The 15,989-nt window shown below is 65.8% G+C and carries 14 protein-coding genes; 1 reads left to right on the forward strand and 13 read right to left on the reverse strand.

The window, feature by feature from the left end; genetic code table 11:
* Positions 1-119: 119 nt before the first annotated feature.
* The 13 genes from ACT3CF_RS16435 to ACT3CF_RS16495 form a co-directional block, all read right to left on the reverse strand.
* Positions 120-1,073: a HEPN domain-containing protein gene (locus ACT3CF_RS16435; RefSeq protein ID WP_478424599.1), complete on the reverse strand. Its 954-nt coding sequence runs from the start codon at positions 1,071-1,073 to the stop codon at positions 120-122.
* A 49-nt stretch (positions 1,074-1,122) separates the two neighbouring features.
* Positions 1,123-1,314, reverse strand: a complete 192-nt coding sequence (locus ACT3CF_RS16440) for a sigma factor-like helix-turn-helix DNA-binding protein (RefSeq protein ID WP_478424601.1) — start codon at positions 1,312-1,314, stop codon at positions 1,123-1,125.
* Positions 1,315-1,361: 47 nt separating this feature from the next.
* Entirely contained in the window at positions 1,362-2,285 is a 924-nt protein-coding gene (locus tag ACT3CF_RS16445; protein ID WP_478424603.1) for a DUF2493 domain-containing protein, read from the reverse strand.
* A gap of 302 nt (positions 2,286-2,587) precedes the next feature.
* Positions 2,588-3,613: a DUF7146 domain-containing protein gene (locus ACT3CF_RS16450; RefSeq protein ID WP_478424604.1), complete on the reverse strand. Its 1,026-nt coding sequence runs from the start codon at positions 3,611-3,613 to the stop codon at positions 2,588-2,590.
* 7 nt (positions 3,614-3,620) lie between these two features.
* Positions 3,621-3,845 carry a DUF6117 family protein gene (locus ACT3CF_RS16455; RefSeq protein WP_478424606.1) on the reverse strand — a complete coding sequence of 75 codons (225 nt, stop codon included), beginning with the start codon at positions 3,843-3,845 and terminating at the stop codon, positions 3,621-3,623.
* 52 nt (positions 3,846-3,897) lie between these two features.
* Entirely contained in the window at positions 3,898-6,003 is a 2,106-nt protein-coding gene (locus ACT3CF_RS16460; protein ID WP_478424608.1) for a ParB/RepB/Spo0J family partition protein, read from the reverse strand.
* Positions 6,004-6,120: 117 nt separating this feature from the next.
* Positions 6,121-7,314, reverse strand: a complete 1,194-nt coding sequence (locus tag ACT3CF_RS16465; RefSeq protein ID WP_478424610.1) for a DUF932 domain-containing protein — start codon at positions 7,312-7,314, stop codon at positions 6,121-6,123.
* 203 nt (positions 7,315-7,517) lie between these two features.
* Positions 7,518-8,795, reverse strand: coding sequence for a reverse transcriptase family protein (locus ACT3CF_RS16470; RefSeq protein WP_478424612.1), 1,278 nt, complete (start codon positions 8,793-8,795; stop codon positions 7,518-7,520).
* 193 nt (positions 8,796-8,988) lie between these two features.
* Positions 8,989-10,227: a phosphoribosyltransferase-like protein gene (locus ACT3CF_RS16475; RefSeq protein ID WP_478424613.1), complete on the reverse strand. Its 1,239-nt coding sequence runs from the start codon at positions 10,225-10,227 to the stop codon at positions 8,989-8,991.
* A 168-nt stretch (positions 10,228-10,395) separates the two neighbouring features.
* Positions 10,396-11,778 carry a glycosyltransferase gene (locus ACT3CF_RS16480; RefSeq protein ID WP_478424615.1) on the reverse strand — a complete coding sequence of 461 codons (1,383 nt, stop codon included), beginning with the start codon at positions 11,776-11,778 and terminating at the stop codon, positions 10,396-10,398.
* Positions 11,779-11,923: 145 nt separating this feature from the next.
* Complete coding sequence (locus tag ACT3CF_RS16485) at positions 11,924-12,835, reverse strand: MlaA family lipoprotein (protein ID WP_478424617.1); 912 nt, start codon at positions 12,833-12,835, stop codon at positions 11,924-11,926.
* 113 nt (positions 12,836-12,948) lie between these two features.
* On the reverse strand, positions 12,949-14,076 hold the full coding sequence (locus tag ACT3CF_RS16490; protein WP_478424619.1) for an LptF/LptG family permease: 1,128 nt from the start codon (positions 14,074-14,076) through the stop codon (positions 12,949-12,951).
* A gap of 3 nt (positions 14,077-14,079) precedes the next feature.
* Entirely contained in the window at positions 14,080-15,246 is a 1,167-nt protein-coding gene (locus tag ACT3CF_RS16495) for a glycosyltransferase (protein ID WP_478424620.1), read from the reverse strand.
* Between the two features lie 158 nt (positions 15,247-15,404).
* Here ACT3CF_RS16495 and ACT3CF_RS16500 point away from each other — a divergent pair, with 158 nt between their 5' ends.
* Entirely contained in the window at positions 15,405-15,974 is a 570-nt protein-coding gene (locus ACT3CF_RS16500) for an RNA polymerase sigma factor (RefSeq protein WP_478424622.1), read from the forward strand.
* Positions 15,975-15,989: the final 15 nt, after the last annotated feature.

Raw genomic sequence — 15,989 nt, forward strand, 5'->3', positions numbered from 1 at the left:
ACAGCGCCACCTCCGCGGTACAGTTCCCAAAGATCGTCCACAGCAGCTAGTCCCAAAATGGCCGCAACGTGGGTTTCTGGCGATCTCGCCGGGGGATCATAACGATGATGCTGGCGTAATCACCCACCATCAGGGCGGTCAGAGCCATCGCCTTTGAGATCCGCGTCAGCCTGGAGCTTCGAAAGGCGCTCGCGGCAAAGGCGTTCCACAATGTCTCGCAGGTGACTTACCGACAACGCGAGAGCATCGAGATCGCCTGCGCTGATCTCGTAGCTCGGCGAATAGCGCGCCTCGACATAGGCCCGCTTCAACAACTCGAACCTACGCCGATCGATGCGGGTCGCGCGCGGCCAAGCTGCAACCAATCGCGGCTCTTTATCCTCCGACAGCGAGCGCAGGAATTTGATGTTGTGCGACTTCGGGAAATAGAGCGTCCGCACCAACAGAAAGCAGGCATATGCCGTCTCCGTGGCCTGATGTAGGCGGAACGCTGCGTGGCGGCGTCGCCTGACGGGATCATCCGCGCTGGAGCGGTGAGCTTCAGCCTCGTCAATCCAGACCTGGATGTCAGCAAAGCGCTCCTCAAAATAGCTCGATGCCATAGTATAGGCATCCGCCGCCGTCAGCGGCTTCGGCGCGGCAAGCGTATGGTTGGGCAGCTCGTACAACACGACGCCATCCCGAACGATATCGACCCAGAAATACTCACCGCGCTGAAGCGCCTTGTTCACCTCATCGAGCGTGTGCACGATGATATTGACGGGGCGCTGGACAGTCGGATCCTGCAGGATCTTATCCTCGGCTATGTACCAGTAACCGGCAATATCGGTCAGGTCCTCATGGCTCACGATGACCAGCAGGTCGAAGTCCGACTGGTAGCCATTCTCTGGGTCATCCACCCAATCGCTGCGGGAGTAGCTGCCGAACAGGATGATCTTGAGGATCTTGCCGTTCTTCTTCCAAGGCTGGGTCGAGGTCGAGATCGCCTGGGTGAACTCGCGCATCAGCGTCTCGCGCACACGTGCCAGCTCGGCCTGCTGAGCTTCGGGAAGATGATCGAGATCGAACCGCATCGGGATACTCCTAACGGCGAGGAGCGACCTCCTCAACGTGGCGGCCAAATCATTCTTCGGCCGTCATCAAATGCAGCATCGCCGACGCGAGGCGCCGCTCGACCTCGGAGATGCTGAGGTCGAGCGCGGCGGCGATGGCGACATGGCCGAGCTGTTCGAATCGAGCCCGTGCGAACACCTGGCGTTCGGGCTCGGGCATGGTGTCGAGCGCACGTCGAAGCTTTCGCAGATCGTCGTCCATGACGTCCTCCATCGAGAGTTGAGCTGATTTGAAGGTGGCAGCGGCGATCATCGCCGCCGATGGTCGATCACAGGCACGCCGGCGATGCGGGCCTTGTCGAAGAGATTGTCCTGGATGCCGCCGCCGGGGAAAATGATGATGCCGCGGGGCAGGATCGACAGGACCTTGTCGTTGCGCTTGAACGGCGCCGACGCCCGGCTGTGCTTCGTGAAGTCAGGCGGCATCGGCACTTGCGGCACCTTGCGCTCACGGGCCCAAAGCGCGGCAATGTGATCGGCACCAGTGCGCGACCCTCCGTGGAGCAGCACCATCTGCGGGTGGCGCCCATGCACGCCATCGAGAACCTGCCAGATCTTGCGATGATCGCCATAGTCGGCCCCGCCGCTGACGTAGATGCGCTCCCCCGGGGGCAGCAGGAGCTTCGCATCGGTCCAGCGCCGGTCGTTCACGAATTCGCGGCTCTCGATCACCGCGGCGGTCATCGCGCGCCGGTTCAGCATCGATCCGCTGCGAGGCAGCCAAGGCTTGCGGCACCAGGTGCGAAACTGATCGGCAAACGCCTCGCGGAACGCTTCCATCGCATCGCGCCGCTCGATCATGGATCGCCCCTCGGCGACCAGCTTCTCGAGCTCGACGGAGGCGACCTCCGAGCCGTCCTGCGCTCGCTGTGAACGCTTCTGGGCCAGCTCGTTGGCATCGAGGTCTCGCTCGACGCGCTCGGACGCGCGGTGGAAAACGTTGGTGAGGCCCCAGAGCAGTTCCTCCAGCTCAGGCTCCAGCCGCGTGTCGGTCAGGCAGGCGGCCAGCGCATCGAAGGTGTCAGCGGCGGTCGCCTCGACCAGCCGGCCCTCGGGCAACGGCCGAGGATCGAGATCATCGTCGAACGGCCTGCGGCCGTAGAGTTCCAGTTCCTCCAGCAAATGGCCGAATTGCGATCCGCCCTCATCGGCAATGTCGTGCATGGCGTCCATTGGAAAGCTCCTTGCCGGTGGCCGCGTCCATCGCGGCCTTCCTGGCGACAAGAGGCGGCGGCGGGAGGGCCTGCGCACGGCCAAGCGGAGCGTCCGGCATCGCCGGTGGCAGCCGGAGCGCAGCGGAGGGCCCGGCAGCCCGGCTATTTTGCTTCGCGATGCAAAGCGGGCGGTACGCCCGCGGCGGAAAATAGCCGGGCGAAGGGTTGCGCCGGACCCCGCGCCGCTGCCCCGTCGCCCTCTGGGAAGGCGCGTGACGCGGGCTCTCGCGGGCTATCCGTCTGGACAGGCTTCGACGGGCGTCAGGGGCGATCGTCGGCCACGAGCTGGGCGCGGATATGCTCGCGCAGGGCGTCGAGGCCGAACGCTGTCAGGTCCGCGTTGAGATCCGCGCGCGCGCAGTCGATCGGCAGCACCTCGATCCGCGACATGGTGGCCCGAGCCGCCAGGCGTGCGAAGGCATGGCGGCCGGCGACATCGGGTTCCCGCGCCACATAGAGCCGCCGAAGCCCGGGCGGGAAGGCAAGCGCCCCCAGATGGGCGGCCGAGAGCGCCGCGACCGACGGCATGGTCGGGACGGCGCAGACCAGCGAGAGGATGGTCTCGATCCCCTCCCCGGCAGCCATGACCGGGCTGGCGGCGCCGAAGCGAACACCATTGCCGAGCAGATGTCCCATGGCACGCCGCGAATGCACTACCGGTGCCTTTCCTGCGCCGTCTGGCACGAGCCAGGTGCGATGGGCGCCAGTCGCCGTGCCAGCAAGATCCGTCACCGCAGCGATCATTGCCGGCATGGCCCGAGGGGTGCCGACCGGATCGCATCGTGCGGGCCGATACCAGCACCGCTGGTGGAACCGGAGCGAACCGAGGTTGGGGAGCCCGGCGATACCTCGGGAGGCAAGATAGGCTTCGGCGATGGTGCCCCCAATCGAACAGGTGAGAGCGAGCAGGCGTCGGGCGGCATCTGGCGAGCCGACCAGCGCCTTCGGCCCCGTGAGAACAGGAGCAGGAGAATGAGGCTCGGCAACGGCGAGAAACCGACGCGCCTCGACCAATGCCTCGCTCAGGCGGCCTGTGGGCATTGTTGACCGCAGGATATCGAGCAGATCGCCATGTTCCCCTGTCCCGGCATCGCTCCATTTGCCGGCGCGGGCGGTGCCGTCGGGACTGTCACGCAGGCGCACATAGAGGCTGCGCCCTGGCGTATTGCGGACATCGCCGACCAGCCAATAGCTGCCCTCGCGCCGGCCATTGGACAGATAGCGACGGCAGAAGCGCTCCGCCTGGCCGGCTAGGTCGCGCGCGATCGCCCGGGCAGGGTGCTGCATGACCGCCTCAACTCGTGCCCGCGGGTGAACGGTAAAGGTCGAAGGGGTTGCCGTCGGCGAGATGACCGAACGGCGTCATGCAATAGCCCGCGCCATCGAACCCGACGGCGCAGAGCACGTAGCGGGGCTCGCCGGTGCTGGCGTCGGCGCATTCGAGAAGCGCGAGATTCCCGTCCGCGGCGGCACGCAGCAGGGTATCGAAATTGGTGCGGAAGCTGGTCGGAATCGCCATGTCATCCTCCTCTGGGAGAAGGAGCGGGACGCTGTCGCGCCCCGCTCCGTGGTCACTCGGCGGCGATCGCCAGATTCTCGGCACCGTCGCCCTCGCCGATGAAGGCGGGCGCGTCGACAGGGCCGGTCGGCGAAAGCAGCTCGGCCTGAGCCGGCAACTCGGGCGTGCGCATCGGTTCGGGCAGCCAGCCCGCATCCTGCATCAGCTGCTCGGCCTCGCGGGCCATATCGGGCTTCTTGAGATGGTCGATCCTTGCCGCGGTCTCGTCGCCCTTGGCTTCGGCGACGGCAGCCAGGATTCGAGCCTTGGTCACCTTACCGAAATAGTTCTCGACGGTGGCCTTCCAGCCCGCGCCGACCAGATCGAGCCCGACCGCTCGCGCCAGCACGTCGCTGTGCGCGATACGCCGCTCGACCATATGGGCAGAGATGCGCCCATTGTCGTAGCGGGGCGCGACCTCATAGAGCGCGTTGACAGCATAGGCGGCGCAATGCGCGAAGAGCTTGCCCTGCTCGTCCGCTTCGAGTTGGAGAAGCGCGTCCCAGAGATCGCGGTCGGACTCGGGGAGCCGCTGGTCCCATTCGGCATGACGGGTCTCGATCGCCTGCGCGGCCGGACTGTGCTTCATGCCGCTCGGCTGGAAGCCGAACGTAACGCGATTGAGGCTGACCGCCAGGCAGCTCTCCGTGCGGCCGTAATAGAAGGTGGCGAGCACGAAATTGTGCAGGATCGCGAGGAAGGCGACCCTAGGGTTGCCGGCGAGTGCATACTGCAGCGCGATGGTCCGCTCGGCGGTGAGCTCGGTGACGAGGCGATCGGGCAGCGGCTTGGCGTCGTCCTCCTCTTCATCGTCGCCCGGCGCCGGACTGTGCTGGTCGTGGTCCTGGTGCAGTGCAGCGTCGGCGTCACCGTCCCCGGTATTCCCCTGGCCTTCGCCGCCCTGCCCTGCCTCGGAGTCCGGCTCGATGGCCGGCTCGTCCTCGGGTCGCACCCAGCCAGGCTCGATCTCGAGCGCACCGTCACGGTCGATCGACACAAAGACGCCCGCGATCGCCATGTCGTCCGGCGCGTAGGTCCAGGTTCCGCCCGCAAGCGCCGCGATGCGCTCGTCCAGCTCGGTCACGCGGGCATCGACATCGTCCGGCACCTCGGCGGCATCGGCCCATTCGGCCTCGATCGCCTCGGCTTCGGCCTTGAGCGTGGCGACCTCGGCCAGCTCCGCCTCGGTGGGCTGCGTGTGGATCGCCTCGATCGGCCGCAGGCGATAGGCGAAGTCGTAGGGCAGATCGACAGTGACCTCGACCCATTTCCAGCCCTCGGCGCGAATCCGCTCGGCATCGGCGCCGAGCTTCTCGAGCACGAGGCGGTCGAGCAGGGCCGCATCCTGGAGCCATCCGCCGCGATCCTCCTCGAACAGATCGCGCAGCACGCAGCCGCCGGCCGCGACATAGGCGTCGATGCCGACAAAGGCGGCCCTCGGATCGCGCGCGGCGACGGTGGTCTCGGTCAGCCGGGCACGGATGAAGTGCGCCGACTGGTTGTGATGCGTCTGGACGAGCTCCCAGACCTGCTCCTGGCGCATATGATCGTCGGAGACGCTGAACGCCATCAACTGCTCGAGCGTCATGCCCTCGCTGGCATAGACCTCGTGCAGCGCCGGCGAGACCGAGGCCAGCTTGAGGCGCTGGCGCACCACCGCGGGCGTCACCCGGAACCGCGCCGCGACGGTCTCGATGTCGTCGCCCTGGTCGACCAGCGTCTTCATGCCGCGGAACTCGTCGAGCGGGTGCAGCGCCTCGCGGAACATGTTCTCGGCATAGCTGTCCTCCTCGGCCGAGACCGAGGCGTCGGCCGGCTTGACGACGCAAGGGACGATCGCGTCGGATGCGAGGCGCTTGCGCTTGACGAGGATTTCGAGCGCGCGGAAGCGCCGGCCGCCCGCGGGTACCTCGAACTTGCCGGTCTCCCCGCCCGCGCCGTCGCGCTGGGGTCGGACGCTCAGACCCTGGAGCAGCCCGCGCCGCTCGATGTCGGCCGCGAGATCGTCGATCGTGATGCCGTTCTTCACCCGGCGGACATTGGACTGGGAAAGGACCAGTTGGTTGAAGGGGATGCCCTGCGCGGGCGCGAGAACCAGCTTGGGTTGAGACTTGGCCATGACATTTCTCCATGGCGGGCGGCCGGAAGACTCTCTCCCGACCTCCACCCGCCATGGCAGCGGCGCGGCCCTCTTCCTCTGGAAGGAGAGCCGCGCCGCGTTGCACTAAGGGGACGCTCAGTGGACCGCGGCCAGCAGCTTTGCCCCTTTCCCTTCCAGTTCGAGCCGGGCGTCCTGATGCGGCTTGTCGCGAGCGAGAGCAGAGATGCCCTGGACGAAATCGAAGATCGAAGCCGGCGGATGCCCCTCCTCGTCGAGCACGGTCTTGATGATTCGGCTCGTATCCGCCTTGGAGAAGCCGCGCTTGCGCAGGAAATCCTGCCGCTCGTCATCGGTTCGCGCGACGACGCGCGCCCGCGCCGCGGCGATCCCAGCCGTAAAGGCGGCCGGCGACGAGTTGGCAAAATTCTCGAGTGCCGGCGCTGCTTCGTGGGCAAAGCGGTTCGCGGCGAACTTGGAGTGGCGGATGCTGATTTCCTCGAAGCCTTCAGCCCCCCAGATGTTGCGGTTCATGCACACGGCGCGGAGATAGAAACTGGCCATGCCGAGCGTTTTCGAGCCGACCTCGCTGTTCCAGCAATAGAAGCCGCGGAAGAAGAGGTCGGGCTCGCCGTTCGGCAGCTTTCCCGCCTCGATCGGTTGCATGTCGTCGACGAGGAAGAGAAAGACGTCGCGATCGCTGGCGTAGAGCGTGGTCGTGTCCTTGGTCACCTCCACGAACGGGTTGTGGGTCATGGTCGACCAGTCGAGCAGGCCCGGCACCTTCCAGCGGGTGTCTCCGGTGCCATTGCCAGCGATCTTCATTACCGCGGCGACAAGTTCGTGGTCCCAGATACGACCATAGTCGGGCCCGGTGACCGCCCGGAGCTCGGTGCGTCCGTCCTCGGTCTCGAGCGTTTTCATCAGTTCGCCACGGTGGCTGATCAGGCCGTGCTGCAGATTGATGCCGGCAAGCGGTGCCGGCAGTTGGCGCAGATAGCCCGACGGTGCACCGACTAGGCTCGCCAACTGCCCGAACGACCAGTGCGTCGGCGCGACAGGCTCGCCTCGCCCAGGAAGGATCAGCGCCAGCCGTTCGGGATCGTCGCGGCTCGCGTCCACCCGGACCTCGCGGGACTCCACCGTGCGGGTGCTGGCGCGCTGAGCCCGAGCCTCTACCGCGGCATGCAGCTCGGAGAGCGACAGGAAGCGCTCGTCGTCCGGCCGCGAGAACCATTCGGAAGACACGCGGCCAATGCGTTGGCCGCGGGTGATGTCGACCTTGAAGCCGGCCCGCCGCGACAGCGGCGGGGAATGTTCGATGATGGTCATGGAACGTCTCCGCGACGGGCGCCGTGAGACTCTCTCCCGACCCCTGCCCGTCACGGCCGCCCGGCCCTCCTCTACCTCTCTCGTGCGGGGGCGTTGCGGGGGCGCTGCCCCCGCAGAAGGGGTACTGCGCGATCCCGCGCGCAGTCAGGGGAATACCTTCCCCTATCCCATCAAACGTCGCGCCAAGGCCCCTTGTCCGACCCCTACAAAGTCCAATCCACGTCATTGAGCTGAGACGAAATTGCCGCTGCGAACTTCGGCTCGACACGAGATGCGTGGGCAAGTTTTCCTTCGATATGGCGCCGCATCGCTACGACCGATCGGAAACGGAGCGCTGCGGCGTGCTCGCTGGGTGCGATGCCTCGCGTTCCTAAGATATGTGCATGAAGACGCAACTTGTTGCGATACTCGCGCGTGAGTCTGGGAGAGCTGCCATCGACGGCGAGGCCAAGCACCAGCTTTCGGGCACCGGGCGGAATGAGACGGGTCTTTGCATGGTGCGGACGCAAGCCTTCGCGTTCAAACTCGCGAAGGACCTTGCCAATCACAGTAACCGCCTCCTCTCGAGAAAAGTCCTTCCGCTGCGTGGATAATGCGATGTCATCGGCATAACGGGTATAGACCATGTCATGATCCAGCGCGTGCTGGGTGAGGCGCTCGTCGAGTTCGCGAACTGCGAGATTGGCCAGGAGCGGACTGGTCGGAGCGCCCTGCGGCAGGCTGCCAAGCGGAAGTGGCACGAGACCGCCACCGATGTCGGGCATGTCCCACTCGATGTCCTGGTCCCGCCGGTTGATGCTCCGTCGGCCTCTTCTATCCGGCCTTACTCGAACGCGACTGTAGAATTTCGGACCGCGCCCCGGGTGAAATAGACCGAAGGCCTGCTCGGTTTCCCAGAAAAAATGCTCGTTCGGGACTATCCGCGTACATATGCGCGTGAGCTCAAAGGCAAGCAGGCGCGGATATCCAAGTTCCATGAATACCTGGAAGACCTTCGGCTCGTAGATCGACTCAAAGAAGTTTTTGATGTCCATCTTGATCAGCCACCGGCATCGACAATGCAGTCGCGCCGCTTCGACGATATCTGAGTCCTTGTGAAAGGCCATGCTTGCGACGTGACGGGGAGCGTGGTGCAATACTCTCGCGACGAGCCAACGCTGTTGTCGCATCAAGGCCGGAGCGGGTGCCGCAATCCGCCGCTTTGGCCGGAGGGCGGGCTTCGCGGTTTTTCGCCGGTCGGCCTTCTTTGCCACGAAGAATTCACGGTAGGGTTCCGGTCCACGGCGACCTACCCAGTCGCGGAGAACGCGATACGGAATCCCGCCTAGCGCGGCGAGATGGCGGAGGGTGAAGATAACGGCGCGATCTGGTGCCCCGGCGGTGATTCGGTTCGCCACTGCCAGGGCAGTGCCCAAAACAACGGGATCGACATTCAGGCTTCGACCGACTCGATTATAGTGCTGCGGGGAAAAACTGGGCATCGACTTTGACCCGATAGGGTTCGTGTGGGCGCGCCTCGTTAGCCCGGCTTTCGGGCGTGAAGACGAGGTGCGCCCAGACGAAGTAAGGGCGGTGGCTCGACCGTAGGGCTTCGGCAATCCTGACCCAATTGGACAAATACCTCTCGGCATCGTCCAATCGCTCTCGTGAGCACGAGCATCTCTCGTGGCCGGCTTAACCCCGCAGCGACGACGGGAAATATACCGAAACGCCGTCCATGGGAATGTCACGAGCAGGAGAAACTGTGCCCGCGGCGGCACGGAGTTCCGCGAGACCTTTCGCGGTGATGCTATTGGACGCGCCGATCCAGCCCGCGGACCTGAAGGTCGCCAACAGGCTATCGATACGCGCAACCTCAAGACCGGTCCTGCTTGCCAGGCCGAGATCGTCGCGCAATCCATGTGACACCGCCGCCAGGACCAGCAATGCTTCCCGGGCATGCGTCGGAAAACGCGCAAGCAGGCCCGGATCGGCAAGGGTGGGTTGCCCCAGCGACAAGAGCCGTTCTCTGAAAACCGTGATCTCGGCCGGCTTTTCAAGAAGATCGAAGGCCACGCCGGACCTCTCCGGAAACAGCGGCTCCCAGAGATGGCCGCCACTTCGTCCGCGATGCCAAAGCATAGGGGGCGCGGTATTTGGGCACCCATGCCCGAAAGCTACCAAGGTCCCGGCATCGCCATAGCCTAGAGGCCCCGCACTGGAATGCTTGGGAATGGGTTCATAGAACCTGCACAATGTTCTCACTGCAAGCGGGTCGTCGTCGACGTCCTCAAGCGTGGGTGCAACATGCCGGACGATCACCCTCGGCTTCAGGCGATGGTCCTCTACGCGCAGTTTGCCCTCGATGCTGGACGCATAGGTGAACACCAGCACCTCGAGCTTGACCTTGCGATGCGAATGCCAGCTTCGCACCGTCTCTGTCCGCCACATCGCGTCCAACATCCGGTAGATGCGATTGCCGGAGCCTATGAGGTCTGTCACGATGGCGAGCCGCTGCGTCGGCCCTCGCGATTTCATCGGCCGCAGTCGATCCGGGCCGGGAGTCAGCAGCGCATCGACATCGCGCCGCTGGGCCAGCTCACTTACTAACTGGGCAACGATACCCTCGCTTCCGACATAGACCGAACCGCGCGTCGGCTTGACGAGTGGCGGTCCGTTCTTGCCGATCGCCCGCCTTACTTTGCCTGGCTGAAGTGTGTTGAAGAAGCGCGCCAGCGGCGGAAATTCACGCTCTCCGTAAAGAGCCAGCCGACCGAAGGCGGCTTCGCGAATGATCTCCCCGGCAATCCAGTTTCGGAATTCGGCCGTCGAGACAAATAGGAGCGTATCAAGGAGACGCGTGGCGAGCGGCACGTCCGCCGACCGGAACTGTGACAGCCAAGCCTGCCCTTTTTCGCTGTCCGAAATGCGCATGAGTGTGTTGGACCTCGTTGTACCGTGTCCGTCAATTGTTTCGCGCCACTTCGCGACCGTTACCCGACATGGGGTGGATCAACGTTCAAATTCGCGGCCGGCTCGCCGCTATTTGCCCGCCGGCCCGCTGATCGGCATGGCGTCGCGCGGCACTGCTTCTCGAACCGGTCAGGCCAGAGGGTGCCGTTGGTGACGCCGGTCTCGTCCTCGATCGTGAAGGACTGGATGCCGCGCACAGAGTCCGGACCCGGTTGAATCGTGGGAGTCTCGCCCAAAACGCTCCACAATCCATGCGGCAACGATCGCCGGCCCATCCGGCCCAGTCATCGCTGCCGCGAGCGCGCGAGCTCTGCTCGCCGCAGCCTTTGACGCCAGCAAACGTTTCAGCGGCTCCTCCGCGCCAGTTGCGCCGAAGCGCCTGAGCGAAACGACGTCGCCGACCCCCAGCCGCCGGACATGGGCCGCATTGTCGAACTGATCGCCGAACAAGGGGCAGACAAGCTGCGGCACCCCGGCGCGCAGCGCCTGGGCGATGGTCCCTATGCCCCCATGATGAACAACGGCGGCAGCATGCGGGAACAGGAGCGAATGGGGTGCGAAGGCGGCGACCGCGATTTCCGCCGTGGCAAGCGTCCGCATCGACGCCAAGGCATGTTGTCCGACAAGCAGGATAGCGCGCCGGCCCAGATCCCCGGCCAATCGCGCCGCGGCCTCGTAGAAATTGCCAGGCGCGTGGACCATGAAAGATCCCAGCGTGAAGACTATCGGTGGTGGCCCGTGGTGCAGGAATTCGACCAGCGCCGGGTCCAACATCGCATGCCCGCCCTTGCCGCCATCGTAGAAGGCAAAGCCGGCACCCAGGGCATGGGGCGGGGCGTCGGCCGGCAAGGGCGCGAACGCAGGCGGATACATTGCGAAGATTTGCTCGGAGCGCCGGACGCCATCGATAAGTTCGTCGCGTACATTCGGAAGGCCCAACGAGCGCCGAAGCGCACGTACCGGGCGCAGGCGCTTGCGGCCCTGCGCACTGCCAATGGCGTAGAGCACACGCACGACCGACGGGCCAAAGCTACGCCGCAATTGCGGGAGCAGCGGCACTTCGCGCATCACCGGGGGCGCATCCGCCGACAGGAATGCCATGGGCTGAAGCAGCACGGTCACGATCGGGACATTGTGCGCCTCGGCGATAACGCGAGCCACGGCTGAAAGCGTACCGCCCACCACCAGGTCGGCCTTTGCGATCAGCGGCGCCAGATCCTCGATGGTCGCAGCAAGATGCGGCAGCATGATCGTAAAGCCCGCACGCAAATCCGCGGTCACCGACTTGGCGACCTGGGCTTCACTTAGCCCGTCCGCCATCAACTCCCGGTTGCCCGGCCGAACGGCATGAAATTTCAAACCTTCTGCTTCCGCCGCCCAGCGATAGTCCTCCATTGAGGCGATGATCGGGTCGAAGCCGGATTTGCGTAATTCAATTGCGATAGCCAGCAGCGGAAACAGGTCCCCGAGCGTGCCGGTGGTGGTGAGGACGACCGTCGCACCATTTCTCACCAACCGAGTTCCATTATAAGCAGGTCTGACAAGCGATTAACCTCCAGGGCATTCGACGATTGAGACGGCGGCAAGCCGGAAAAGCGATGGGATACACAGGGCTCGCGGTAAAAGGTCCGCCACAGTATCCCTTGGTCGCGTCAGGTCAGGAACGGCCGCGACACGTGCGGGGCCCGCCCGCATGTGGGCCAGCTGCCGGCACCGCGTCTTGGGGCGCGGCAGAATCGGAGGCCGGCCCGCCCTTGATCCGCTCCAGCCGCTCTTCCTTCTTCTTCAGAAACAGGTCGCGCCGGGCGGCATAGGGGTCTTCGCTCTCCTTGATCCTGGCGAGTTCGTCCTCCTGCTCCGCCCGCCGGTCGAGCACGCGGTAGATATTGGTGCCGATCAGATAGGGCTTCGAGCGGAAAGGGCCGCCGAGTGCGAATGGCGAAGCCAGCCGGTCGACTGCGCCGCCGACCAGATCCCGAACCGTTGTCGGGCCTACCAGGGGCACGAAGATGTAGGGTCCCGGCTTCACGCCATAGACGCCTAACGTGTCGGAGAAGCCGTTCGGCCGCCATGGCAGATTGAAGGGGCAGCGCTTCGCGACGTCGATCACGCCGGCCAGCCCGATCGTCGAGTTGAGCGCGAAACGCCCGAATGTCTCGGCCGCCTTGCCGGGCTTCAGCTGGAGCAGATAGTTCGCGAACACCACGGGCTCGCGCAGATTGTTGAGGAAATTCCGGAACCCGCTGCGCACCGGCTTCGGCACGACATGCTTGTAGGCACGGGACGCAGGCGCGGTGACGGCGTCGTCAACCTTCTGGGTCAGCGCGAAGGAAAGCGCGTTGATCCGCTCCAGCGGATCGCCTGCCGTATGCCTGTAGCTGGCGCTGACGACGATCTCGTTGACCGCATCGTCCTGCGATGCCGGGGATGAGGCGGATGCGGGAGGAGACGAAGGCGCCGGCACCTCCTGAGCGGGCACCGCCTGGGCCGGGACGTCCTTCGGCTGGGCCGCCTGGCCCGGCGTGCCGCCAGCGAGCAGCAATGCGCCGACCGCGGTCGAAACGCTCACGCCGGGCTGCCCACCGCTACCCGAAAAATCCGCATCGTCCGGTCTCCTTGCTGTGGCATGTTGGTGTGATGCCGCGAGCGCGCGCAGCCGCAGTGCGGAAGCGCGGCTGGATCTTAATTTCGCAAAAGGGCCGACAAGCGCGTCATGCGGGCGGCGAGCCAGGCGTCGACATAGCCTGCGCCGTGCCTGAGACTGCCACGCGCGAGCAGGACCGCGATCCCCGTCCAGACCAGCGCGTGGAGCACTGCGCCCAGGATCGGGAATTCCGATGCCGCCTCGACCGCGGCGGCGCTCTTGATATGGAGCACGATCAGCAGCAATCCCAGGAACAGGCCCGCAGCGCCCGCGCGCCTCTTGGGCGGCGCGGCGAGCGCCATCGCAAATATCGGCAGCAACAGGCAGAAAAAGGCGCTCTCGATCCGCCCGGCCATCGCGGCGGAGACGGGCCGTTCCCTGCCCGTCTCCCCGCCCATCGCGGCGAGGAGCGCCGCGGACCCCAGCCGGTCCATCCGTTCGACGGCGCCTTTCGGTGGCAAGCCGGCCATTCCCGGCACGCGGACATGGTAGCGATCGAACAGGATCTTCTGCTCGCGGCCCTCGGGACCGCGCCGGAGCCAATGCCCATCGGCCAAAGTGAGTTCGAAATCGCCGTTCGGGGCGATAGCGACGACCGCCTGGGCGGCGGTGAACACATCGCTTGCGCGCTGGAGCAGGACATTCTCGAGCACGCCGGGCCCCGCATCCTCCGCGCGTTCGGCGACGAGGGTGGTATCGCCCCCCAGCTGGATCGCCTCTCCAGGTATGAAATGCACGCCGTGAAAGCCGCGGACGATCTCGAGCGAGATCCGGTCGAGCGCGCTTTCGCCGGCCGGCTGCATCTCGAGCCGCACGCCGAGCTGCACCAGCGCGGACAGGAGCGCGAGCGCCATCGGCACCGCCATGTAGCGGGTCGGCGGCAGGCCCACGGCCTCCAGCATCTGCCATTCGCTGCGCAGGCTGAGGGTGCGGATCGCGAGCGCGACCGACAGGAAGGTCGCGATCGGGATGGCGATGCCGAGATATTCGGGGATAAGCGTCGCCATGAGCCGGCCGAGCAGGAGCCCGGGGGCGTCCGTCCCGGTCACCGCGTTCGCCAGCCGAGTGGAGTTCTCGAGCGAGAGGACCGTGATGATGACCAGGATGATCAGCAGATAGTTGCGGGCGACCGCTCCCGCGACATAGCGATCGAGGATGCGCAGCACCGCTCAGGCAGCGCGCGTCGCTGCGGGCCGCAGGCTGGCATAGGTGCCAAACAGCTCGAGGAAGTGCCGGTCCATGGTCCGCGGGGCTTCGTCCAGCACCCTTGGTGTAAGGGCGGTACGGTCCCCGGCAAAGCCCAGGATCGCGTCGCGCAGCGCCTGGGCATCGCCCGCGCGGTAGCGCCGGCTGGGCGCACGGTCGGCATGATCGGCGGCGCCGCCGCGATCGGGCACGATCACCGGCAGCCCGCTGGCCCGCGCCTCGGCCGCGACCATGCAGAAGGTCTCAGCCTCGCAGCCATGGACCAAGGCATCGCCGCTCGCCATCAGGCGCGCGAGCGCCTCCCGGTCGCCGAGCGCGCCAGGTATCCGGATGTGCGGCGAGCCACCGGCGCGGGCACGCAGTCGGCCGCGCAGGCGCCCCTCCCCGATCAGCAGCAGGGCGATGGGACTACGCGTGCCTGCGGACAGCGCGGCATCGATCACCATGCCCCAGCGCTTTTCGGGCGCGTGACGGCCGATGCCGAGCAGCAGCGTGGCGGAGGGGCCGAGACCGCATTCGGCGAGCAGCTCCGCACGATAGGCCGGGTCCCGGTGCTGGGGCGCGAAGATGCCAGGCTCGACCCCCATCGGAACGGTGATCACGCCGGGCATCCCGCCGCCGCGCAGCCTGCCGGCAAGTTCGGTGCTGGCGCTGACGACCAGATCAAAGGCCTGGCCCAGCCTGCGCAGATGACGCCAGAAAAAGTCGAAGCCGCGATCGATCGCCTCGATGCTCGCGATCGGGCCGAACCAGCGATAGGGATAGGCCGAGAGCGGGTCGGAATGCATGACCAGCGCGCGCGGTGCCGGACCGTCCCAGCGCGCCACCATCGACGCGCTGCTCCAGGGCGAGGAGGCCTCGACAAAGTCGGGATTCCACCGGGTAAGCGCGCGGTGCAGCGCGCGCTCGTCGTCGAAATAGCGATAGCGCTGGTCGAGCGGGAATAGCGGCGAGGCCAGCGTTTCCAGGATAGCACCGGGACCGCGCCGGACCACTTCATCGGTCTTGCCCGGGGCAAGCACGATGATCTCATGGCCCAGCGCGGCCGCGGCCGCCAGCTTCCGATCGACATAGGCGCGCACCCCCCCGCCCTTGGGAGCGTAGAAGGCACTGACATCGACGATCCTCATCCGGCGCGGGTCCTGACATCGGTGCGACCCGAGGTTGGCTGCCGCAGGACAGGCTTGAATTCGGTTCGGTTTTCCATCGCTGCTGCAAGGATGCCGCCGCCCTGTTCCCCCGCAGTTCCACAGGAAGATTTTTTGCGGGCGGCCCTACACGGCCCGACTTGCCGGACACCTGGACATGGGGCAGACGGCGCCACCAAAGGAGCCGACCGATCTCGACACCTTCTTCCGGCCTGACCCAAATCTACGAGGAGCGGCGCGACGAACTGCGGCGCTTTCTCGTCGCGCAAACGGGCAATCCGGCCGAGGCCGAGGATCTTCTCCAGGAACTTTGGCTGCGCATCCGCGACATGAACCCAGGCCCAGTCGCGAACGGCCGCGCCTATCTCTACCGAGCCGCAAACAATCTGGTTCTCGAAAAGATTCGGCGGACTCGGCGACGCGAGGTGCGCGACCAAGACTGGAGCGATGCCCAGGCCGAAACCGTCCCCGGGGACCGCGTCGACCCGCAACCCCAGGCGCTGGACGCACTAATCGCCCGCGAAGATCTCGAAACATTGCGTGCTGCGATCGCACAGTTGCCCGAAGGAGCGGGACGCGTCTTTCGCCTGCACAAGCTCGAGGGTGTTCCGCATGCGGAGATTGCATCACGCCTCGGCATAAGCAGGAGCGGCGTCGAGAAGCATATCGCCGTCGCCATGGCGCATCTGCGCCGAGCGCTGGACAACTGAGGTGATGGCGATGTG

It is taken from the genome of Sphingomonas chlorellae (assembly GCF_056485145.1).